19 protein-coding genes and 1 pseudogene are annotated in these 21199 nt (G+C 38.2%); 7 read left to right on the top strand and 13 right to left on the bottom strand.

Annotated features, from left to right (window positions below; all coding sequences use genetic code 11):
• Positions 1-36: 36 nt before the first annotated feature.
• The gene (locus MKL36_RS12730; protein ID WP_021510284.1) at positions 37-1416 is read right to left on the bottom strand and encodes an L-serine ammonia-lyase; all 1380 of its coding nucleotides are present in this window, start codon (positions 1414-1416) and stop codon (positions 37-39) included.
• 449 nt (positions 1417-1865) lie between these two features.
• Here MKL36_RS12730 and MKL36_RS12725 point away from each other — a divergent pair, with 449 nt between their 5' ends.
• The 3 genes from MKL36_RS12725 to abaF all read left to right on the top strand — a co-directional run bounded on the left by MKL36_RS12725 (position 1866) and on the right by abaF (position 6618).
• Positions 1866-3437: an APC family permease gene (locus tag MKL36_RS12725; RefSeq protein WP_000203777.1), complete on the top strand. Its 1572-nt coding sequence runs from the start codon at positions 1866-1868 to the stop codon at positions 3435-3437.
• Between the two features lie 152 nt (positions 3438-3589).
• Positions 3590-5170 (top strand): aldehyde dehydrogenase (NADP(+)), encoded by a 1581-nt coding sequence (locus MKL36_RS12720; RefSeq protein WP_021510283.1) that lies wholly within the window; start codon positions 3590-3592, stop codon positions 5168-5170.
• Positions 5171-5328: 158 nt separating this feature from the next.
• Positions 5329-6618: a fosfomycin efflux MFS transporter AbaF gene (gene abaF / locus MKL36_RS12715; RefSeq protein ID WP_000214022.1), complete on the top strand. Its 1290-nt coding sequence runs from the start codon at positions 5329-5331 to the stop codon at positions 6616-6618.
• Positions 6619-6684: 66 nt separating this feature from the next.
• Here abaF and MKL36_RS12710 read toward each other — a convergent pair whose 3' ends face one another.
• The 6 genes from MKL36_RS12710 to MKL36_RS12685 all read right to left on the bottom strand — a co-directional run bounded on the left by MKL36_RS12710 (position 6685) and on the right by MKL36_RS12685 (position 11859).
• A complete protein-coding gene (locus tag MKL36_RS12710; RefSeq protein ID WP_021510282.1) occupies positions 6685-7437 on the bottom strand; it encodes an AraC family transcriptional regulator in 753 nt (250 codons plus the stop codon).
• A gap of 44 nt (positions 7438-7481) precedes the next feature.
• Positions 7482-8744, bottom strand: coding sequence for an FAD-dependent oxidoreductase (locus MKL36_RS12705; RefSeq protein ID WP_021510281.1), 1263 nt, complete (start codon positions 8742-8744; stop codon positions 7482-7484).
• Positions 8744-8974 carry a (2Fe-2S)-binding protein gene (locus tag MKL36_RS12700; protein ID WP_000615327.1) on the bottom strand — a complete coding sequence of 77 codons (231 nt, stop codon included), beginning with the start codon at positions 8972-8974 and terminating at the stop codon, positions 8744-8746. Before MKL36_RS12700 ends, MKL36_RS12705 begins: the two co-directional genes overlap by 1 nt.
• The gene (locus MKL36_RS12695; RefSeq protein WP_021510280.1) at positions 8975-10078 is read right to left on the bottom strand and encodes an NAD(P)/FAD-dependent oxidoreductase; all 1104 of its coding nucleotides are present in this window, start codon (positions 10076-10078) and stop codon (positions 8975-8977) included.
• Positions 10075-11007 carry a 4-hydroxyproline epimerase gene (locus tag MKL36_RS12690; protein ID WP_021510279.1) on the bottom strand — a complete coding sequence of 311 codons (933 nt, stop codon included), beginning with the start codon at positions 11005-11007 and terminating at the stop codon, positions 10075-10077. Before MKL36_RS12690 ends, MKL36_RS12695 begins: the two co-directional genes overlap by 4 nt.
• A gap of 168 nt (positions 11008-11175) precedes the next feature.
• Positions 11176-11859, bottom strand: coding sequence for a GntR family transcriptional regulator (locus MKL36_RS12685; RefSeq protein WP_000174668.1), 684 nt, complete (start codon positions 11857-11859; stop codon positions 11176-11178).
• Between the two features lie 417 nt (positions 11860-12276).
• Between MKL36_RS12685 and MKL36_RS12680 the strand changes: the two genes are divergently transcribed.
• On the top strand, positions 12277-13185 hold the full coding sequence (locus MKL36_RS12680) for a DMT family transporter (RefSeq protein ID WP_000106977.1): 909 nt from the start codon (positions 12277-12279) through the stop codon (positions 13183-13185).
• Between the two features lie 58 nt (positions 13186-13243).
• Here the strand turns inward: MKL36_RS12680 and MKL36_RS12675 are convergent, their stop codons facing one another.
• The 4 genes from MKL36_RS12675 to MKL36_RS12660 all read right to left on the bottom strand — a co-directional run bounded on the left by MKL36_RS12675 (position 13244) and on the right by MKL36_RS12660 (position 16565).
• A complete protein-coding gene (locus tag MKL36_RS12675) occupies positions 13244-14179 on the bottom strand; it encodes a dihydrodipicolinate synthase family protein (protein ID WP_000065199.1) in 936 nt (311 codons plus the stop codon).
• An 860-nt stretch (positions 14180-15039) separates the two neighbouring features.
• Positions 15040-15474: an I78 family peptidase inhibitor gene (locus MKL36_RS12670; RefSeq protein ID WP_021510277.1), complete on the bottom strand. Its 435-nt coding sequence runs from the start codon at positions 15472-15474 to the stop codon at positions 15040-15042.
• A gap of 161 nt (positions 15475-15635) precedes the next feature.
• Positions 15636-16088, bottom strand: coding sequence for a redox-sensitive transcriptional activator SoxR (gene soxR, locus MKL36_RS12665; RefSeq protein WP_000004116.1), 453 nt, complete (start codon positions 16086-16088; stop codon positions 15636-15638).
• A gap of 189 nt (positions 16089-16277) precedes the next feature.
• Positions 16278-16565 carry a hypothetical protein gene (locus MKL36_RS12660; protein WP_000342965.1) on the bottom strand — a complete coding sequence of 96 codons (288 nt, stop codon included), beginning with the start codon at positions 16563-16565 and terminating at the stop codon, positions 16278-16280.
• A 426-nt stretch (positions 16566-16991) separates the two neighbouring features.
• Here MKL36_RS12660 and MKL36_RS12655 point away from each other — a divergent pair, with 426 nt between their 5' ends.
• Both MKL36_RS12655 and MKL36_RS12650 read left to right on the top strand, forming a co-directional pair.
• On the top strand, positions 16992-17651 hold the full coding sequence (locus MKL36_RS12655; protein ID WP_071543225.1) for an epoxyqueuosine reductase QueH: 660 nt from the start codon (positions 16992-16994) through the stop codon (positions 17649-17651).
• A gap of 312 nt (positions 17652-17963) precedes the next feature.
• Entirely contained in the window at positions 17964-18422 is a 459-nt protein-coding gene (locus MKL36_RS12650) for a GNAT family N-acetyltransferase (RefSeq protein ID WP_017816965.1), read from the top strand.
• A 78-nt stretch (positions 18423-18500) separates the two neighbouring features.
• On the opposite strand, the gene MKL36_RS12645 is transcribed toward MKL36_RS12650, so the two are convergent.
• Both MKL36_RS12645 and MKL36_RS12640 read right to left on the bottom strand, forming a co-directional pair.
• On the bottom strand, positions 18501-19658 hold the full coding sequence (locus tag MKL36_RS12645) for a winged helix-turn-helix domain-containing protein (RefSeq protein WP_021510276.1): 1158 nt from the start codon (positions 19656-19658) through the stop codon (positions 18501-18503).
• Positions 19659-19791: 133 nt separating this feature from the next.
• Positions 19792-19917: pseudogene (locus MKL36_RS12640) on the bottom strand (MFS transporter); the annotation flags it as partial.
• Between the two features lie 76 nt (positions 19918-19993).
• Here MKL36_RS12640 and MKL36_RS12635 point away from each other — a divergent pair.
• A protein-coding gene (locus MKL36_RS12635; protein ID WP_085944219.1) for an IS3 family transposase occupies positions 19994-21138 on the top strand; the annotation gives its coding sequence in 2 pieces (ribosomal slippage) (positions 19994-20258 and positions 20258-21138; 1146 coding nt in all).
• Positions 21139-21199: the final 61 nt, after the last annotated feature.

Below are 21199 nucleotides of genomic sequence, written 5' to 3'. Positions count from 1 at the left end.
AATGAGATGGGGTCACCTCGTCCCCATCTCATTTTTTTAGCACTCAATTGCGTTAACAGCGAGACCACCTTTTGAAGTCTCTTTATATTTCTCAGACATATCTTTACCTGTTTCCTTCATAGTCTGAATGACTTTATCTAGGGTGACAAAGTGTTCATCGTCATCATGAAGTGCCATTTGGGCTGCATTAATGGCTTTTACGGCTGCAATTGCATTTCGTTCAATGCAAGGCACCTGAACCAAACCACCAATCGGGTCACACGTTAACCCTAAATTATGTTCAAGCCCAATTTCAGCCGCATGCTCCACTTGCTCAGGTGAGGCACCTAAGATTTCGGCTAAACCTGCCGAAGCCATCGCACATGCCGAGCCGACTTCTCCCTGACACCCTACTTCTGCACCAGAAATAGAAGCATTGAGTTTACATAAAATGCCAACGGCTGCCGCACTTAAAAAGAAACGAACCACTTTATCTTCGGAAAAGTCTTTAGAGAAAGTCACGTAGTAATATAAAACTGCCGGAATAATTCCTGCGGCCCCATTTGTGGGTGCCGTCACCACTCGACCTCCAGCAGCATTTTCTTCATTTACCGCTAAGGCAAATAAATTGACCCATTCCATCGCATGAAAAGTCGTCACAATCAGGTTTGAGTTTTTCTTATTTAATAACTTATCGTGAATTTTTTTAGCCCGACGTTTTACGTTTAATCCGCCCGGTAATATGCCTTCATTAATTAATCCGTTGTGAATACATTGCTGCATCACTTTCCAGATTTCCATAATCTTGCTACGAATCTCAGCTTCACTCCGCCAGCTTTTTTCATTTTCAAGCATTAACTCGCTAACTGATAAATGATGAGTTCTACATAAGCTTAAAAGTTCAGCCGCACTGTGAAACGGATATGGAACCTTAACGTCGTTAGTTTCAGTTTGAGTTGTTGCTAATTGCCTTTGGCTAACAATAAAACCACCACCAACCGAATAGTAAGTTTCTGCATATAAAATTTCTTGAGCCCCGTTATACGCAATCAGTTCCATTGCATTGGGGTGATAAGGCAAAGATTCATCTAAAAAAAGCACATCATGCTTATAGTCAAAAGAAATACTCTTTTGCTGATTAAGCTGGATGGCTTTATTTTCAAGAACATCTTCAATCAAGCTTGTACTTACTTGAGTATCAATATGTTCAGGGTCAAAACCCATTAAACCTAACAGAACAGCCTTATCTGTCGCATGACCAACACCGGTTGCCGACAGCGAACCGTATAACTTCACCTGAACTCTAACCGTTGCTTGTAAATCGTTTTGCTTCAATAAATCATCCACAAAACTGTATGCCGCTCGCATGGGTCCAACTGTATGGGAGCTAGATGGGCCGATGCCAATTTTAAAAAGATCAAATACACTAATAAACACGTGGTCCTACCTTCGATTCATTATTATTCGTATGTTCGTCATTATTGTGTCCTTTCGGATAGCTCTAAAATTATCATTAAGCCATCTATAAAGCACTGAAAATAAATGGTTCATTGCCTAAAAACAACACAATCAATTGCTAATACAGCCTTTTTAAAAAATTGAATTTTCCATTAATTTAAATGGTAAATGACTCAACCAATATTGAAGAATTGTTCTTTTGAGCAAATAAAATCACAAACCTTTGCCAATTTTTTATAAAAAATATTTGGTTTTCAAGTTATTTACTTGAAATTTAATCTATTTAAAATCAATTAAAAACAAATATTTACATAGTATTTAAATCATTCATTGCCCATAAATAGAATAAAAATTCCCCTATTTACCAATAACCATATATCGTATACGATATATGAAAGAACAATAGTTCTGTCGTTAAGGAAAACGTAATGACAAGTCAGTTTAAAAAACAGTTATCTCTAATGGATCTTACATTCATTGGCTTAGGCGCCATTTTCGGTTCAGGATGGTTATTTTCAGCAAGTCATGTGGCCTCTCAAGCCGGCCCTGCGGGTATATTGTCATGGATTATTGGGGGCTTTGCCGTTTTAATTCTGGGAATTATTTATTGTGAGTTAGGCGCAGCCTTACCCCGAGCAGGCGGTATTATCCGTTATCCCGTATTTTCACATGGCCCATTACAAGGATATTTATTGGGTTCTGTGACCGTCATTGCCTTTTCAAGTTTAATTGCAATTGAAGTCGTCGCTGCCCGCGAATATGCAGCCGCATGGTTCCCTTCTCTTACCGCCGTACATGATGGTGTTCGAACTCCAACTACCATTGGATGGTTGTTTCAGTTTGCACTTTTATGCGTATTTTTTGCATTGAACTATTACAGCGTAAAAACCTTTGCAATTGCCAACAACCTGATTAGTGCATTGAAATTTGCTGTTCCCGTTTTAGTCATGGTTGCTCTTCTATACCATTTTAAACCTGCAAACTTTTCAATGACCGAGTTTGCCCCAATGGGCGCTCACGGCGTACAAGGTGCCGTATCTGCTGGCGGTATTATTTTTGCGTATTTGGGTCTAACGCCGATTATTTCGGTAGCAAGTGAAGTAAAACGTCCTCAATTTACGATTCCTTTTGCACTCATCTTATCTGTCGTTTTGGCAACGGTTATTTATGTAGTGCTTCAAGTTGCTTTCTTAGGTGCAGTACCTACCGATATGTTAGCAAATGGCTGGTCAGGACTTAGTGACAAGTTCCCATTACCTTACCGTGACATTGCCATGTTATTAGGTTTGGGATGGTTAGCACTGTTAGTTGTTTCAGATGCCATTATTTCTCCGTCTGGCTGCGGCAATATCTATATGGCTGCAACTCCACGTGTCATTTATGCATGGTCAAACAGTAATACATTCTTCCGTATTTTTACGCGTGTAGATCCAAAATCAGGTATTCCTCGTTATGCGTTATGGTTAACGTTTGCACTTTCAGTATTTTGGACCATGCCGTTTCCATCTTGGGATAAATTAATTTCCGTAGTTTCGGCAGCTTTAGTTTTAAGTTATGCCCTTGCTCCTGTCACAGTGGGTGCTTTACGCCGTAATGCTCCGGAGCTTGAACGTCCATTCTATGTAAAAGGATTTACTGTTCTCGGGCCGCTCGCTTTTGTCATTGCGTCTTTTATTGTGTATTGGTCTGGCTGGAATGTCATTTCATGGTTATTAGGCGCACAAATCGTGTTGTTTGCACTCTATGTCATTTTTAAGCGCTACGTGCCAACCCAAGAAGTCAGCTTAGCCCAACAGTTAAAGTCATCAACATGGCTCCTTGTTTACTACATTTTAATGATTCTTGCCTCTTACCTTGGCAGCTTCGGTGATGGCGCATCACACCTATTGGCAGCGCCTTTCGACACCTTATTCGTCATGGTGATTTCTCTTGGTTGCTACTACTGGGGTATACGCTCAGGTTTACCAAAAGCACTGATTAAAAATGACGATGAAGCTTAGGGATCGTTTGCTTAAACACATATAAGTTAAGGTTTTCTTTTGATTAATACCGTATACAAAATACAATATTTTCAAATGTAAAACCTTCGCTTTGATAACTCTCCAACGTCAGAAGAACCACTTTTGACGTTCACTCTCAAGTGAGGTTGATAATGTTAAATATTACTGGTCAAAATTTTATTGCAGGTCAACGTTCAAGTGCAGACAGTAAGTTTGTATTAAGCTACGATGCTGCAACAGATGAAGCATTACCCTATCAGTTTGCTCAGGCCACTCCTGAAGAAATTGATCAGGCAGCTCAAGCAGCTGCATTGGCTTATCCGGCTTTTAGACAAACTACGCCAGAACAACGCGCCGTTTTTCTAGAAACGATTGCCAGTGAAATTGATGCGCTTGATGACCAGTTTATTGCAACAGTCTGTCAAGAAACTGCTTTGCCGGAAGCGCGTATTCGCGGTGAACGTGGGCGGACTACAGGTCAATTACGCCTATTTGCTCAAGTATTACGCCGTGGTGACTATTTAGGTGCCCGTATTGATTTGGCTTTGCCTGAGCGCCAGCCACTTCCACGTCCAGATTTACGTCAATATAAAATCGGTGTTGGACCAGTTGCCGTATTTGGTGCAAGTAACTTCCCTCTCGCCTTTTCTACTGCTGGTGGCGATACCGCTTCAGCACTTGCGGCTGGATGTCCAGTTATTGTGAAGGCTCATAGCGGTCACATGGCAACAGCCGAATCAATTGCAAATGCCATTTGTAGTGCGATTGAGAAATGCGCCATGCCAAAAGGTATCTTTAGCATGATTTATGGTCAAGGTGTCGGTGAGCCACTGGTAAAACATCCTGCAATTAAAGCCGTTGGATTTACCGGTTCACTCAAAGGTGGTCGTGCTCTATGCGATTTAGCTGCTGCACGTCCTGAACCCATTCCTGTTTTTGCCGAAATGTCGAGCATTAACCCAATGATTTTATTACCCGAAGCTCTAAAAGTGTGTGGTGATAAAATTGCGACCGAACTTAGTGGTTCAGTGGTTTTAGGCTGCGGTCAGTTTTGTACTAATCCGGGTTTAATTATTGGAATTAAATCACCTGAATTTAGCCAATTCCTTGACCATTTCAAGGCTGCAATGGCTCAGCAACCGCCACAAACTATGCTTAACAAAGGTACTTTAAGAAGCTACGAGCATGGTCTTAAAGAATTACTCGCACATGACAAAATTGAGCATTTAGCGGGTCAACCCCAACAAGGCCATCAAGCCTATCCTCAGCTCTTTAAAGCCGATGTATCTCTTTTATTAGAGCATGATGAATTACTTCAAGAAGAAGTGTTCGGCCCAACGACGATTGTGATTGAAATTGAATCGGCAGAGCAGCTTGCTCTCGCATTAAGCGGTCTGCGTGGTCAACTTACAGCATCATTAATTGCCGAGCCACAAGATTTTGAGAACTTCGCGACCCTTATTCCATTACTCGAAGAAAAAGCAGGACGTTTACTTCTAAATGGTTACCCAACAGGTGTGGAAGTCTGCGATGCCATGGTACACGGCGGGCCATATCCTGCAACTTCAGATGCACGCGGTACATCGGTAGGAACCTTGGCAATCGAGCGTTATTTACGTCCAGTATGTTATCAAAACTATCCAGATCACTTATTGCCACTCGCCCTTCAAAATGCCAATCCGCTTGGTATTGCGCGCTTGGTCAATGGTGAAATGAGTAAAGCTGCTCTTTAATTTTTTTAAAGGAGTTTATCCAAGAGATGAACTCCTTTTTTTAGTTCAAAGCCTCCAGCGTAACCGCACATTATTTAAATAAAAAAGTGCAAAAAATGAATAGCAAGATGCTCCATCAAATCAATGCGTAACATATTTTCAAATAAGGATATTGGTATATGACGACAACACTAAAAAAGGTAGTCGCGGCCTCCATGGTTGGCTCCGTAGCAGAATGGTATGAATTTTTCCTTTATGGAACCGCCTCAGCCCTTGTCTTTGGCGAACTTTTCTTTCAACAAACTGGCAATGCTATAGATGGCATTTTGGCGGCCTTTGCCCTGTATGCCGTTGGATTTTTAGCAAGACCCCTCGGTGGCCTCGTGTTTGGGCATTACGGCGATAAAATTGGACGTAAGAAATTATTGCAAATTAGCCTGATTATTGTCGGTATCACTACTTTTTTAATGGGCTGTATTCCTACCTTCCATCAAATTGGCTATTGGGCTCCTACACTCCTAGTGATACTGCGTTTAATTCAAGGTTTTGCTTTTGGTGGTGAATGGGGCGGCGCAGTTATTTTAGTTTCAGAGCACAGTCCAGATGATCGCAGAGGTTATTGGGCAAGCTGGCCACAAACTGGCGTACCGCTCGGAAATTTAGTAGCCACACTGGTTTTATTATTACTTTCAAAAAACCTCTCACCCGAACAATTCCTAGACTGGGGGTGGCGCTGTGCATTCTGGTTCTCAGCAGTCGTGGTACTGATTGGTTTATGGATTCGAAAAAATGTAGACGATGCCGAAGTGTTTAAAGAAGCACAGGCCAAACAACAGCTTCTTGAAAAACAACAACTCGGAATTATTGAGGTTTTAAAATATCATAAGAAATCTGTTATTGCGGGTATCGGTGCCAGATTTGCAGAAAACATTTTGTACTATATGGTGGTTACTTTTTCGATCAGTTATTTAAAGTTAGTCGTCCATAAAGATACTTCACAAATTTTACTGCTCATGTTCGGCGCTCATCTGATCCATTTCTTTATTATTCCTTTTATGGGGCATTTAAGCGATATATTTGGCCGCAAACCTATTTATCTTATTGGAGCTGTACTTACTGCTTTTTGGGGTTTTGTCGGCTTTCCTTTAATGGATACAGGCAATGACTGGCTCATTATGTTAGCAATTGTGCTTGGTTTATTTATTGAGTCCATGACCTACTCGCCTTACTCTGCGTTAATGACTGAGTTATTTCCAACTCACATCCGCTATACGGCGCTTTCATTTTGTTATCAAGTCGCACCCATTATGGCAGGTTCGCTTGCTCCATTAATTGCCCTAACATTACTCAAAGAATTTAATAGTTCGATTCCGATTTCTTTATATTTGGTTGCCGCAAGCCTGATTTCTATTGTCTCGATTTTGCTGGTGAAAGAAACCAAAGGCCGATCTCTAGCTTTTAAAGATTAATCTTTAATATACAAATTCAGTACTTAATAATGATTTGGGTTGTTTTATACAGCCCAATTTTTTTGTCTAAATATTTTTGATAGAGGCCCGATACAAAGTAGGTGACATGCCTGTATGCAACTTAAACTGACGACAAAAAGCACTATGGTCGGTATAACCACAGCGCAAACCAATTTGAGTGATTGGTAAGTCAGTCGCAAGCAGTTCAGTGGCGACTTGAAGTCGTATTTTGCTAATCATTTGCCGAGGCGTTAAATGGTATATTTTTTTGCAATAACGTTCTAACTGAGCCACAGATACACCAGCAATTGCAGTCAAATGCGCCAAAGTAATGGTTTCGGCATAATTCTTTTTAATATAATCCTCAACCTGAACCATTTTGTAAAAAGCAGGATGTGTATGTTCAGGCACATTTAAATCATTAGAAATACCTGCTATTCCTACTAACTTTCCATCCGCATCAAATAAAGGTTCTTTGTAGGTTAAACACCAACCCGACTGGTTCTTTGCATATAAATGCAGCTCTAATTGCTCTGTTAACTTTTTACCACGGCGAATGACTTGTAAATCTTGCGATGTATATATTTTTCCAAGAGAGTGAGGAAAGACTTCTTCCGAGGTCTTTCCAAGTAACGCAGTTTTATCTTTTAGACCACAGCGATTTACTAATGTTTGATTAACAAAGACATAGCGTGCTTCAGTATTTTTGATGAAAAATACCACCGAAGATAAAGCATCAAATAATGGTTCTATACTTTCCAGATTTTTCAAGAAATCTTCCAAAGTGGTGGTTAGTTTCGGAATTTGAACCAAAGTCATGAGCTAGAGCGGACAAAGTTATAACTTGTCTACTCTAGAACATTTCATTTTTGATTTAAAGGAGAAGTAGACATCGCCATGAGGCTTTTTACACGAGTAGGCAGTAATGGTGGTCTAGAGTTAGGCAACTGCCAATCAAATAAACAAGCTGCTGCTGTTGCACATGTGCTTCCCTGACATGGTCCCATTCCACAACGTGTATGTAATTTTGCATCAATCCAACTACTACGCTCGGCAACCTTATCAAAAGTCACATCTTCACATCGACAAAAAATAGTTTCTGGGCGTGCAAGCGTTTTTAACTCAGCACGTAACTTAAAGCTTTTCTCAAGGAGATGTACAAATAAACGATACCGTTGTCTTTGAGCAAATAATTGTCTCGCTTTTTCATTTTGGCCTATAGCGGCATAACCTGCGATGCTACCTTCAACCATCGCCAGCTCACTTCCGCCAAAACCTGTACACTCACCTGCTGCCCACACCTGTGGCTGTGATGTACGTTGATAGTCATCGACCGTAATCGCATTGTCCTTAATTTGACAACCCATTAACTGCCCTAATTGAGTATTCGGGACTAAACCAAATCCGCACGCGAGTCGATCACACTCAATTTCAATGATTCCCTTCGGCGTTTGTAGCCTTACCCGTTCAAGACGCTCCTGACCAATCGCCTCAACCACATAACTGTCAGGTTGATATAAACGATAAGGCAAAGATAACGCCTGTATTATTTTCGAAGGCCAACGCCAAAGTTGTAGTGCAAACTTACGAACGGAAGATGAAGCCGCCTGTTCGGCAACATAGAGAACTTGAGCCTCTGCTTTTTTTGCCGTATCCGCACTTGCTAAAAGTAATGGCCCTGAACCTGCAATCACAATGCGTTCATTTTTGACAGGTGTGCCTGCTTTAATTAAGGCTTGCAAACCACCTGCCCCTGTTACGCCAGGTAAAGTCCAACCGGGAAAAGGCAAAAACAGTTCTCTTGCGCCCGTACACAATATAAGCTGGCGATAAGACAAGTTTAGGCTGTCGTGAGGTCGCTCAACGAGTAACTGGCGTGCAAAAGGTGCGGCGACAATTTTCGCACCAAACATAAATTCAATATTAGAATGAGCCTTAATTTGTTGATATTTCTGCTGCGCCATTTCAGGTACAGGAAAAATCGGGCCAGCCCGCCAGATTTGACCGCCCGCCTGTGGGTTATTATCCAATATTAAAATTCGCCCGCCACTTTCGGCGGCTGCAATAGCAGCTGACAACCCTGCAGGCCCAGCACCGATAACCACCACATCGTATTGTTTTTCCATTATTGTGTTTCCACCTTCATGTCTTGCTGGCACAGCGTCTGACAAGCAAGCACTCTGAGTCCATTAATATTGACACGGCATTCCTGACAAACTCCCATTCCACAAAATGGAGTACGTTTTTCACCACAAACTGACAAACGGCTGTAAGACTTCGCTTGTGCTAAAGCAGCAGCAACACTCGTACCTTCAATCACAGAAACCGGTTGGCCGTTAATAAAAAGCTGAATCATCTATGCAGCTCCTATAAAACGATGAGGTAAAAAAGGTTCTGGATCTATATCAAAAGTTAATCCACATATGTGTGAGGCAATCAGTTTTGCTGTACCTGTTGCTGTGGTTACACCTAAACCTTCATGCCCTACCGCTAAATAAACCGATTGAAATGCAGGATGTCGTCCAATTACCGGAATACCATCGGGTGTGGCTGCGCGAAAACCAGTCCATGCCCGAATAACATTAAGATCAGCCAAAGCTGGAAAATAATCGACAGCCTCTTTAAGTACCCGAGTAAAGACTTCTGGCTCTACAGTCGGATCAACCGTATTGAACTGACGAGATGACCCAATAAAAAGCTGGCCCGTCGGTCTAGGCTGAATATTACAAGCCACCGAAATTCCACTTGTCGCTTGAGTGCTGGCTGCATAGGCCAAAGCCACTAATGTATGTTTTACATTTAATTCGGGATAACGATCGGTAATAGCCAGATGACCTTTTTTAGGTTCAATCGGTAACTCTGGGAAAAAATCTGTCGCATGAATGCCATTAGCCAAAACGATATGCGCAGCTTCTAGCCATGTTCCATCACTTAACTGAACCCGATTTTCTTCAATATGGATAACTTTAGCTTGTTGAACCTGAACCTTGTGGGGAAATTTTTTTAATAACCATTCAGCAGCACAAGGTGCATATAAAATTCCATCATCAAAAACTTCTAAACCACCATAAAGACCCTGCTTTAAGTGAGGTTCAAGCTGATGAACTTCATCTGCGTTTCGAAGTTGGCAACGGACACCTTGTGCAGTGAGACGTTGATATTTTTCCTCAGCAATCTGCATTTCTTCTGCGCTACTTGCCAGCCATAAAGTTGGCGTTTGGCGATAGGCACATTCTTCCGAAAGCTCTTGTCCTAATCCATGCCATAGCTGAACTGACCAATGACTAAGTTTTAATTCGGCTTCCAAGTCATCCATAATGACCAAATGCCCCATGCCCGCGGCTGTTGCACCACCGATCCGAGCATCCAAAACTTGCACATTTAACCCTTGCCGAGCCAATTCATAAGCACATGCAGCACCTACAATGCCTGCCCCAATGACGATGGCATCGGTTCTCATAGCTGAATACCCCAAGCAAATGGGTCATTTTCATCCATAAATAAAGTTGCTTCGGCACTCATGTAAGCTTCACCACGAATGGTTGGAATCACATATTCCCCTGCTTGTTCATACGAGGCAATAAACTGGCTACCGATAATGCTGGCTTGTTTCCATAACTTTCCTGGCTCAAGTTTGCCATCTGCGGCCAAGCAAGCAATTTTCGCACTTGTTCCGGTTCCACACGGTGAACGGTCATAGGCCTTGCCTGGACAAAGCACGAAATTTTTACTGTCTGCTTCGGCGTCACTCGCAAATAATTCGATATGGTCAATTTCTTGCCCATCTTTACCGGTTATTCCTTGTGCCGTAAGCGCTTGTCTAACCGTCCACGCATATTCAGTAAGTTGATCTAAATTATCACTTGCAACACGTTGACCATGATCATTAATCAAGAAGAACCAGTTACCGCCCCATGCAATATCACCAGTAACTTTTCTATATTTTTCAACATCAACTTCGACTGCTTTTTTATAACGATATGCCGGTACATTTCGCACACTCACTGAATGATCTTCATGCAATGTCGCTTCAACATCACCTACTGGAGTTTCAATTAAGTGTGTACCAACTTGTATTTTTCCCAAGTGTGCTAACGAAGCCACTAAACCAATCGTGCCATGACCACACATGCCTAGGTAGCCCGTGTTATTAAAGAAAATAACGCCCGCGCTCGCTTTGGGATTCACTGGCTTACACAATAATGCGCCAACCAACACATCATTACCGCGCGGCTCTAGCATGGTTGCTCTACGGAAATGGTCATATTGTTCTGATAATATTTTTCGGCGGCTTTCCATATCTCCTGTGCCTAAATCAGGAAAACCTTCAAGTACTAATCGTGTTGGTTCGCCACCAGTATGAGAGTCCAAAATTTTTACTGTTTTCATAGAAGTATCCTTACATTTTCCTTTAGGATGACTGATCTGAAAACAGCAAGCTTGATCGTTTTCTTATAAATCTATGACGAAATCAGCATAGTGAAAACTTACTCCAGCTAAAATAAAGACAAAAAAATTAGGCCATTGGCCTAATTGAAATGATAAAGAATGCAGCGCTTATTTTTTCACATTTTTATGGTGAGGTAAGTGCTCATAAAGTGATTGGCAAACACCATTAATATGCTCTTCAATTAACTTAACCGCCAAATCAACATCCTTGGCTTTACAGGCTTTCACAATTTCTTTGTGCTCATCATTTGCACGTGATTTGCCTTCGGAAACATTCATCTGCAATCTTAAATAGCGCTCAATTTTATCGTAAATAGAACGAATTAATCCGAGCATATAAGGCCGTTGTGCTGGTTCATACAGGCAGGCATGTAACTGCCAATTTAGTGTGGTCCAGCTTCCAATATCCATGTTATCGATAAAGGCATTACAAATTTCATCTGCCTTTTTATAAGTTTCTTCTGTCATATTTGGCACGGCGAGCTGAATCAGCTTCGTTTCCAACATCACTCGGACTTCAAAAATCTGTGCTAATTCTTCTTCAGAAATACGGGTCACAATTGCACCGCGATTTTTTATAAACTCTACTAAGCCTTCGGCTTCAAGTTGCTTTAAGGCTTCACGTACCGGAATTTTGCTGACATTAAATAGCTTGGCAATTTCATCCTGACGGATAGGCTCACCTTCAGCAATATGCCCTGCAATAATTGCTTCTCTAATATATTTGACAATAACTTCAGATACCGAAGGCATTGCACCAAGATTTGATACATTAAAAGATGGTAGCGTCACGAATATTCTCTTAACCTCAAAATATGACACAAACAAAAGGATGATAATTTTAGTCATCCACCATAATGAAATTATTGCTTTGAAAGCATCATTTTCGGTACGGCTTATCCTTCATATAAAGCTTTTAAAAACTACTTTTATATCACTATAAACTAATAATTTTTAAAATCATTCATATACAAAGTATACTTTATACCATTTAATTCACAAAACTATTATTAGACTATGCCGAAATCGTCATTATTTTAGTGTATTTAACCAAGCAAATTGTCATAAATACCAGCATACTACTCTGTTCTCTTGACGGGAAACTGTCAAAAATTCTTATCCATTGAGCTGATTATTCCTTACAAGGTAAAAATTATTATCTTGTAGAAATCTTGCTGCATAAAACTTTCAGAGTTTGAGTCACTTCATATGAGTACGCCAACAGAAGCAAAATTTTCCCTGACTTATTATACGGGTTTCTTATCTGTACTATTTGCTGCTTTTCTATGGGGTACGGCAGGCACAGCAGCATCTTTTGCAAAGGGCATCAGTCCACTTGTGATTGCTACCATTTCTGTGGGCTTCGGTGGTTTAATTCATACATTTTTAAGTTTAAAAGCCATTAAAAAAGATTACCGAAAGCTTTTTGACTATAAGACCAAAGTTTTGATTGCCGTCATTGTTTCTATTCTTTGTCCGTTTGCTTTTTATTCCTCGGTTTCATTAGCTGGTGTTTCTATTGGTACTGTTATTTCAATTGGCTGCGCCCCTTTGTTCTCAGTTATGCTTGAGTGGCTATTAGATAAACGTAAGCTTTCTTTAAAATGGCTTATCAGTTTTATTCTTGGCTTTTTAGGAGTTGTTTTACTCTCATATGCAGGCGAACATAGTCACCAACATCAAGGCGTCCAATCCGAACGGCTATTAGGTGTATTTTTTGGCTTACTCTCAAGTCTGAGTTATGCAACATATTCATGGATTATGAAAAACTTAATCCATAAAGGCATCGACTCAAGAGCTGCCATGGGCGTGATCTTTGGGATTTCAGCAGTTCTGTTATTACCTACTTTATTAATTACAGCAACTCACCTATTTAATTATCCAAATAATATTTGGGTAGCCCTTTATATCCCAATCGTACCTATGTTCTTAGGCTATTTATTTTTTAGCTTTGGTTTAAAACGTATTCCAGCCAGTCAAGCCATGACGTTAGCTTTGGTCGAAATTCCTGTGGCAGCTTTATTGGCAGTTGTTGTCGTAGGCGAAAGTTTAACAATGAATAGTTATTTAGGTTTAATTCTCATTTTCCTATGCGTTATAGTTCTCACTAAAAAATAAATAATAGAAGTAAAAAAAAGAGGCTAAATCTTTAGCCTCTTTTTTTATAGATATTTGCTTAGATTTCAGCTGACCAGTTACGGTACCAAGTACGGAATAATTCATACTGAGTTTCAACGTATTTACGTTGTGATTCACTCAACGCATCCGTTTCGTTAAAATGTAAGGTATATTCTTTATCGCCATTAAGTACCATTAAGTACTTGTAATAAAGGACTAAATCAGTACCTTCATCAAAAGACGATAAAACTTCTAAAGCGCTTGATAATTCTTGTGCCAAACGACGAGCTTTCGCATCGCCTGCTGCAGCTTTCTTACTAAGGTCAACCAACTGTAAAACTTCTTTAGGCAAAGCATTACCAATGCCCGTAATTGCTCCCGTTGCATTGCAGTTAACGAAACCATGGAAAACTTGAGTATCTACACCAGCCATTAATGTCACAGAGTCATCTTGAGAAGTGATGAACTCAGCTGCATAACGCATATCAGCAGCACCACCAAACTCTTTAAAACCAATTAAGTTTGGAAATTCACGGCGTAATTCAAAAAACAAATCTGCACGAGTCGCAAATCCATAATACGGGCTATTGTAAATTACCGCAGGTAAGCTAGGAGCAGCTTTTAAAATCGCAGAAAAGTGTGCCTTTTGTGCAGTTGGTGATGCACCACGTGATAATACACGTGGAATTACCATAAGCCCTTGTGCACCTACTTTTTCTGCATGAGCTGCATGAGAAACTGCTTCTTTTGAATTAACTGCCCCAGTACCCACAATTGTCGGAATACCAGCAGCTACAAGTCGTGCTACACCTTCTTGACGTTGAGCTTCGGTCAATAAAGGCCAATCGCCCATTGAACCACAATACACTACCGCACTCATTCCCGCTTCAATAAGTTCATGCCCTTTTTTCACAAGCGCATCAAAATCTGGCTCACGGTTAGGAGTACATGGAGTCATTAGCGCCGGGATACATCCTGTGAAGATATTACTCATAATTATTCCTCAGTAATATAGTTAAAACTATTGGTAGTTGTACTTTTGAGTTAATCCATCTCAAAAGTTATGGAATGGGTATCAATAGCTGTCCAATCATTCTTCATATATCGTATACGATATACATAAAAAAGAATAGTCTTTGTTCTAAAATTCTTTTCATCTAAAAAAACGTATAAAAAACAAAGATAAAAACTGTAGAACTGATAAATAGGATATGTTTTGAAAGCTTTTTTCTGATTTATTAATAATAAAGATTCAAAAATTAAACGGGTCTGAAGAAAATTATTTACTTTCAAAAATGGTTAAAAAAGATACAGAAAACATTAGCCATTAGTCGCACATCCCTATTTTTACTCATTTTTACTGGTAAAGTGCTCTACATGGTTTGATACAACCTACTTAACTCAGATGCATAATTCACCTGTTACCTGCATCTGAAGTTTTTCTGCCTCTAGTCCGCTAGGGGCTTTTTTTATGATTACTTAAAATATGTTCTATTCAATGGGTGGGAATAATAAAAAGAAAAAAGCCTACTCAAGAAGCAGGCTTTTTAATCATTTATTTTGAATCAATGGCTTTTTTAACTTTAGCATCGTAATGACGATAGCAATAACCAAAAACTGCTCCAGCACTAAAGAAAAACATTGCTTGCATCATAGCTCGTTCCTACACATGATTTAAAAGGAACTTAAAACTTAGCACCTATGTTTGTTTTTCTTTGAATGAGGTTTAACAGGTTTTTGTGCATTATGAAAAATTATGTGATTAAGCTTAACAATTTATTTGGCTGCCTAAAAAAAGCCTGTCTTTTGACAGGCCTTCTTGTTTGAACTTAAATTAATTCTTTAATTAAAGAATTAACCACATGTTGCTTGAGTAATTTTTTTAGAAGTTGGATCAATTGTGACAGTTACACGATTTGAACGATAATCCATTGTCATCGGTTGACCTGGAGCAACTTTACGAACAATTTCTGACTTCGTTTTTTGCTTAATTTGATCATCAGTTAAACCAGATAGCCCAACTAATTTTTGAGCTTCTTCTGAAACACAGTTCGCCTGATTATCACGGAATAATTTCCACTCTTCGACGACTTGTCCATTTGGCAAATGGCAATAACCTACCTGACCATTTGCTTCATTTCTAATTTCTAATTTCCCGCTTTGGTCAACGCAATATTGACTAGCAGGATTTGGTGAACCAATTTTTGGAGGAGTTGAATCTTTATGTTGTACTGATGAACAAGCCGTTAACGAAACAAGCGCTAAACCAAGAAAGATAATTTTTTTCATAAATTTTGCTTCTTACTAAAAGAAATAAAGATATCAAAAAAATTTATGTTTTATATGACTTGTTTACAATAAAAAACCTTCATAGAGAGCAACTTACAAAATAATTCTCTATTGCAAATGTTAAATTATGATGCGTTATATCTAACAATAAAATTTATCTTCTATGGTCTTTCTAAAATACGTGGCCCGGCACCTTCTTGTCCCAACACATCATTTGGATTCCTTAATGGACATTGTTCTAATGACAAACAACCACATCCAATACACCAATCCATTTCATCTCTGAGTCTTGTGAGTTTTTGAATACGCTCATCCAAATTCTTCCGCCAATCGAGAGATAGCTCTTTCCATTGTTGTGCAGTTAATTTAGAACCCATCGGATATTTACTTAGGGCTTGTTTTATTTCATATAATGGAATACCAACTTTTTGAGCAATTTTAATAATCGCAATGTAACGTAACACCACTAGAGTAAAACGGCGTTGGTTACCATTAGTTCTTATACTTTTAATTAAACCTTTAGATTCGTAAAAATGAAGGGTTGAAACCGCAACACCGCTACGTTTTGCAACCTCACCAACCGTTAACAAACGACTTTGATTCCTTTCACTCATTTTTTATTAATCTCAAGCTTAGTTGAGGTCTTATAAAAGGATGCTAAAATTTTGTCAAATTGCAATCTAACTTTAACCGTTCAGCAATTTAAGTTATTTATAAAAATTAAAAACTATAATTTGCAAAATTGAATAAAAAATCATCAAAATTATTTAAATTCACTATTCATTTTAGATTCAATAAAAATATTATGGTCTGTTTTCACAACCACATATCCAGAACATATTATAAACAAATGGCATAGGTGCACCTAAAGGATAGACTTTAGCCTCCTCTATTTTATATGTCTTTTTTCTTGATTCGATATGTAAAATACTATCGCAACGTGCAATTACAGTTCCTTTTTTATATAGTTTTTTTCTTTCATTTTTTGCATCGAATTTATATACCAAAAAGTAAACTTTTTCCCCTACCTCTATCCTTGAATGATTAACCATAATGTAACCATTACAATACTTACATTGCCAATCGTCCATATCTTAAAATATCACATACTCAAATGAGAAAAATAGAATAACTGTTTTAGTATAAATTTATTAAAAATATAAATCTAAAAAAATATTTAAATTTAAAAAATAATACTTATTTGAGACGTTCATCACACAATTTTTCTAGCTAAAACTAAGTAGATAAATATATAAAAGACAAATAGTTACACAAATATAAAATTATTCCTATTTTCTATAGAGTGTACTTTTTTGACAATAGAAAGTTAAAATTATTTTTAATAATATTACGCAAATATAATATATTATTTATTATATGTAATAAAATTAAAAAATACTTTATTATTCAGCACAAATAATAAAGATTAGATATTTTCATCATTAATTGAAAAAAATTCATTTTTATAAGCAGTTAAAAAATCTAAAATATATAAAAATATAACTTATTTTTTAATTATGGCTATTCAACGTCAAAAACTCGAACTCCCATCTGGACATAATAAATTATTACTCCATTCTTGCTGTGCTCCCTGCTCTGGAGAAGTAATGGAGTCATTAATTGAGTCTAATATAAACTTTTCTATATTCTTTTATAATCCTAATATTCATCCGGTAAAAGAATATCTCATTCGTAAAGAAGAAAATATCCGCTTCGCAGAAAAACATAATATCCCCTTTATTGATGCAGATTATGACACCGATAATTGGTTTGCCCGTGCTAAAGGTATGGAAAATGAACCTGAACGCGGTATCCGCTGTACCATGTGTTTTGATATGCGCTTCGAGCGTACCGCTTTATATGCTTATGAAAATGGGTTTAGTCTAATCAGCAGCTCTTTAGGGATTTCAAGATGGAAAAATATGGCGCAAATCAATGATTGCGGGATTCGCGCTGCTTCACACTATCCCGATATTCAGTACTGGGACTACAACTGGCGAAAAAATGGTGGCTCTAGCCGCATGATTGAGATTAGTAAACGTGAAGAATTTTACCAACAAGAATATTGTGGCTGCGTGTATTCCCTACGTGATACGAATCGCTGGCGTATGAGTAATGGTCGAGATCGCATTAAAATAGGTGTTAAGTTTTATAGTAATGCAATGGAAAATGATTAAAAAACTTATAGAGATTCAAAAATAAATATTTAATCATATTTATTTACTTCTAGATTTTCTAACCGCAAATAAAAAGAGCCACATCTGGAGAATGTGGCTAAAAGGTGTACTTAGACGAGCTTTGTTTTATTAGAATAATAAAGCTAGCTTAAAATAAGATTAATAAAAAAAATTTTATTTTAGAAAGTTATAAAAATAAGCAATTTCTTTTCTCATCAAATTTATTGTGTTAGTTTTTAATACTTTAATGTTTCTATAAAACATTCATATCCAATATATAATTTCATCAATTAGTCAGAATGAAGTGTAATTATGATTCAAAATGAAACGATCGAAGTCTCGCCAGTTCAACAACAAGACTATACTCAATGGTTAGAATATTGGGTTGCCTATCAAAATTTCTATCAGGTCAATTTACCCCTCCATATCACAAAAATGACTTGGGATCGTTTTTTCGATGAAAAAGAACCTATTTATTGTGCAGTTGCCAAAAATAAAGAACGTATCTTAGGTTTTGTCACTTATATGTTTCATCGGTCTACTTGGGCAGAAAATAACTACTGTTATTTAGAAGATCTGTATGTATCACCTGAAGTTCGTGGACGACAAATTGGTAAACAACTTATTGAGTATGTACAGAAGCAAGCCACCGAACATAGCTGTGAACGTTTATATTGGCATACTCAAGAAAGTAATCAAACAGCCCAAAAGCTCTATGATTGGATTGCACAAAAGCCCGGCGTTATTCAATACCGTATGTCTTTGAACTAAGCGAAGTTAAACACCAAAAATTTTCACTCTTTTGGTGTTTTAGCTTTAATCATTTTTGACATCCAATTAGATTGGTACTTAAAGCTTGCTGCGAATGAGTTTGACTACCTTATCATTCACATTTGAGCATTGATTAAATGCTGCAAAACGCTTGAGTTCCTGATCTAATTCAAAAAAGAAATGCTCTTTATCTTTTACCGTTTTTTCTAAATGTAGACTAATCACTTCTAGTTCTTTTACTGTCCGGTGTGCTTTACAGTCGACTCGTCCTACTAACTCATTTTGATAAAGAATAGGCAAACAAAAATATCCAAATACCCGTTTGGCCGCTGGCACATAGCATTCGATCCGATAATCAAATTCAAATAAAGAAGTTAAACGGTCACGATGAATAAGAGAGTTATCAAAAGGCGAAAGTATTTTTAGACCAAAATCAGTATCCAATTGTTGCTCTATTGCAGTTACATCAACATATAAATTTTGTCCGTCGGCAAGTTTAATCGTTGATACGACACCTGCATCAATCTGCTCTTTTAGCACGACACGCATGGTTTCTTTTAAATCATTTTTCTTTAAATGAACCAATTGTTTCCACGTAAATGCACCATGAGCTCGAAGCGTATTATTAAATAAATACTGAGCATATTCGTAAAGCGTAGGCAAACTTAAATCAATATTTTCAGGTAGGCAGCGTTCAGTCAAATCGTAAACTTTTTCCATACCGTTACGTTCACAGATCATCAGGTCACCTTGCATATATAACTGCTCAAAAGCACGGCGGCCTGGACCGGTATTCCACCAATTCCCTAAACTCTCTTTATTTTTCTTATCAATATCCCTTAACCGAATTTTACCTTCGGCACGTACACGTGCCAGAATTTCATTCATAAGGTGTTGATCGCCTCTATTAAAATAGCGACTTTCCCCTTTTCTGACAGACATCATTGCCAGTAATGCATATCGATAATCTTTCATAGGAAGATAAGAGGCCGCATGATACCAATATTCGAAAATCTGCCGCTCACGAACCAAACTGTTTAAATGGCTTAAATCATAATTTGGCACTCGACTCCACAATATATGGTGATGAGCACGTTCAACGACAGATATGGTATCAATCTGTACATAACCTAAATGCTCAATCGCCTCTAATGTTCCTTGCCTACCTGCTGCGAATGGACTATTTTTTCCTAAGCCCTGTTTTAATAAAGCTATTTTTTTCAAAGAAGATGTCATAAAAATCAAATATTGTTGTGTTCATTTAAAAACTAAAAGTTTCAATATTATCCTATCACTTTTCTTTAACCATCTTCCCTTCAAAATAGTATTTCTTTAGGTCCGTAATATTCTTTACTCACCTAAACCTTTATTAGTGAATTTTGTTATAACTTCTTGGAGCTAGCCTTACCACTAACACAATGACCAATATCACACTACATAAATGAAAAATCCAACCTGCCTTATAAGTCCCTGTAAAGTCATGCAAAACTGCAACAGAGGTGGATCAGGAAATTTGAACAACACTTATAAGTGATATTTTGCTCCCCAAATGATGTTATAAACATCAATATATGGAGTATTTTATGGCACGTAGACCAAGAAGAAATCATTCAAATGATTTTAAAGCTAAGGTAGCACTTGCTGCGATTAAAGCAGAAAAAACACTTGCTGAATTGAGTGCTGAATTTGATGTTCATCAAAACCAAATTATCGACTGGAAAAATCAACTGATTTCAGCTTCCTCGCAAGCTTTCGATCAATCAAAAGCTCCAACAGAACCACCCATCGATCTAAAAAAACTACATGCAAAAATCGGTGAGCAGGCATTAGAAATTGATTTTTTAGAAGGTGTGTTGAAGAAACTGGGCCGCTTCAACCACAAAAGTTAATCGATGACTCACTTCAGATTTCAGTATCTAAGCAAGCTCAGCTGCTGAAAGTCTCCCGTGGTTGTTATTACTATCGCCCAAAACCTGTGAGTGCATCAGATCTGAAGCTGATGCGGTGTATGGATGAGTTACATATGCAATACCCTTTTGCAGGTAGCCGTATGATGCGTGATTTGTTGAATCGTCAAGGACATCATATAGGACGACGTCATACACGTACTTTAATGAAGAAAATGGGCATTAATGCGTTATATTGCAAACCAAATTTAAGCCAGGCTAATCAAGCTCACCGCAAATATCCATATCTGCTCAAAGGATTGGCTATTCAGCGCAGTAATCAAGTGTGGTCTACGGATATAACGTATATCCCTATGGCAAAAGGCTTTGTTTATTTATGTGCTGTGATTGATTGGCATAGCCGCAAGGTACTTGCGCATAGAGTATCGATTAGTATGGAGGTTACATTTTGCATAGAAACATTAAATGAAGCTATTGAAAAATATGGTCGACCTGAAATATTTAATACAGACCAAGGCAGTCAGTTTACCAGTGATGCATTTATTGATGTATTGAAATCAAATGACATCCAAATCAGCATGGATGGTAAAGGTCGATGGGTTGATAATGTGATGGTTGAACGATTATGGCGGAGCGTTAAATATGAAGAGGTGTATCTCAAAGCCTACAGCAATGTTTTGGATGCGAAGAAGCAATTAAACGCATATTTTGAATTTTATAATTTGAAACGACCTCATTCGAGTCTGGACAAAATGACTCCAGATGAGTTTTACTATGACCAGCTACCACAACAAAATAAGGTAGCTTAACTAGAGCAGAGTATCACTTATAAATAAGCTTTTAGTTGTTCAAACATGTGGGACCACCTCT

Source organism: Acinetobacter sp. AOR12_HL (genome assembly GCF_027855275.1).
GTDB lineage: Bacteria > Pseudomonadota > Gammaproteobacteria > Pseudomonadales > Moraxellaceae > Acinetobacter > Acinetobacter baumannii.
Note: the sequence above shows the minus strand (reverse complement) of the source record. Positions and strands in the feature narration are given on the sequence as shown.

Coding starts and splice junctions, on each gene's coding strand:
- MKL36_RS12725 (WP_000203777.1), top strand. CDS start 1,866: ATGACAAGTCAGTTTAAAAAACAGTTATCTCTAATGGATCTTACATTC.
- MKL36_RS12705 (WP_021510281.1), bottom strand. CDS start 8,744: ATGGAAAAACAATACGATGTGGTGGTTATCGGTGCTGGGCCTGCAGGG.
- MKL36_RS12670 (WP_021510277.1), bottom strand. CDS start 15,474: ATGAAAAAAATTATCTTTCTTGGTTTAGCGCTTGTTTCGTTAACGGCT.
- MKL36_RS12710 (WP_021510282.1), bottom strand. CDS start 7,437: ATGACTTTGGTTCAAATTCCGAAACTAACCACCACTTTGGAAGATTTC.
- MKL36_RS12660 (WP_000342965.1), bottom strand. CDS start 16,565: ATGGACGATTGGCAATGTAAGTATTGTAATGGTTACATTATGGTTAAT.
- MKL36_RS12655 (WP_071543225.1), top strand. CDS start 16,992: ATGGCTATTCAACGTCAAAAACTCGAACTCCCATCTGGACATAATAAA.
- MKL36_RS12690 (WP_021510279.1), bottom strand. CDS start 11,007: ATGAAAACAGTAAAAATTTTGGACTCTCATACTGGTGGCGAACCAACA.
- MKL36_RS12700 (WP_000615327.1), bottom strand. CDS start 8,974: ATGATTCAGCTTTTTATTAACGGCCAACCGGTTTCTGTGATTGAAGGT.
- MKL36_RS12675 (WP_000065199.1), bottom strand. CDS start 14,179: ATGAGTAATATCTTCACAGGATGTATCCCGGCGCTAATGACTCCATGT.
- MKL36_RS12680 (WP_000106977.1), top strand. CDS start 12,277: ATGAGTACGCCAACAGAAGCAAAATTTTCCCTGACTTATTATACGGGT.
- abaF (WP_000214022.1), top strand. CDS start 5,329: ATGACGACAACACTAAAAAAGGTAGTCGCGGCCTCCATGGTTGGCTCC.
- soxR (WP_000004116.1), bottom strand. CDS start 16,088: ATGAGTGAAAGGAATCAAAGTCGTTTGTTAACGGTTGGTGAGGTTGCA.
- MKL36_RS12645 (WP_021510276.1), bottom strand. CDS start 19,658: ATGACATCTTCTTTGAAAAAAATAGCTTTATTAAAACAGGGCTTAGGA.
- MKL36_RS12720 (WP_021510283.1), top strand. CDS start 3,590: ATGTTAAATATTACTGGTCAAAATTTTATTGCAGGTCAACGTTCAAGT.
- MKL36_RS12650 (WP_017816965.1), top strand. CDS start 17,964: ATGATTCAAAATGAAACGATCGAAGTCTCGCCAGTTCAACAACAAGAC.
- MKL36_RS12695 (WP_021510280.1), bottom strand. CDS start 10,078: ATGAGAACCGATGCCATCGTCATTGGGGCAGGCATTGTAGGTGCTGCA.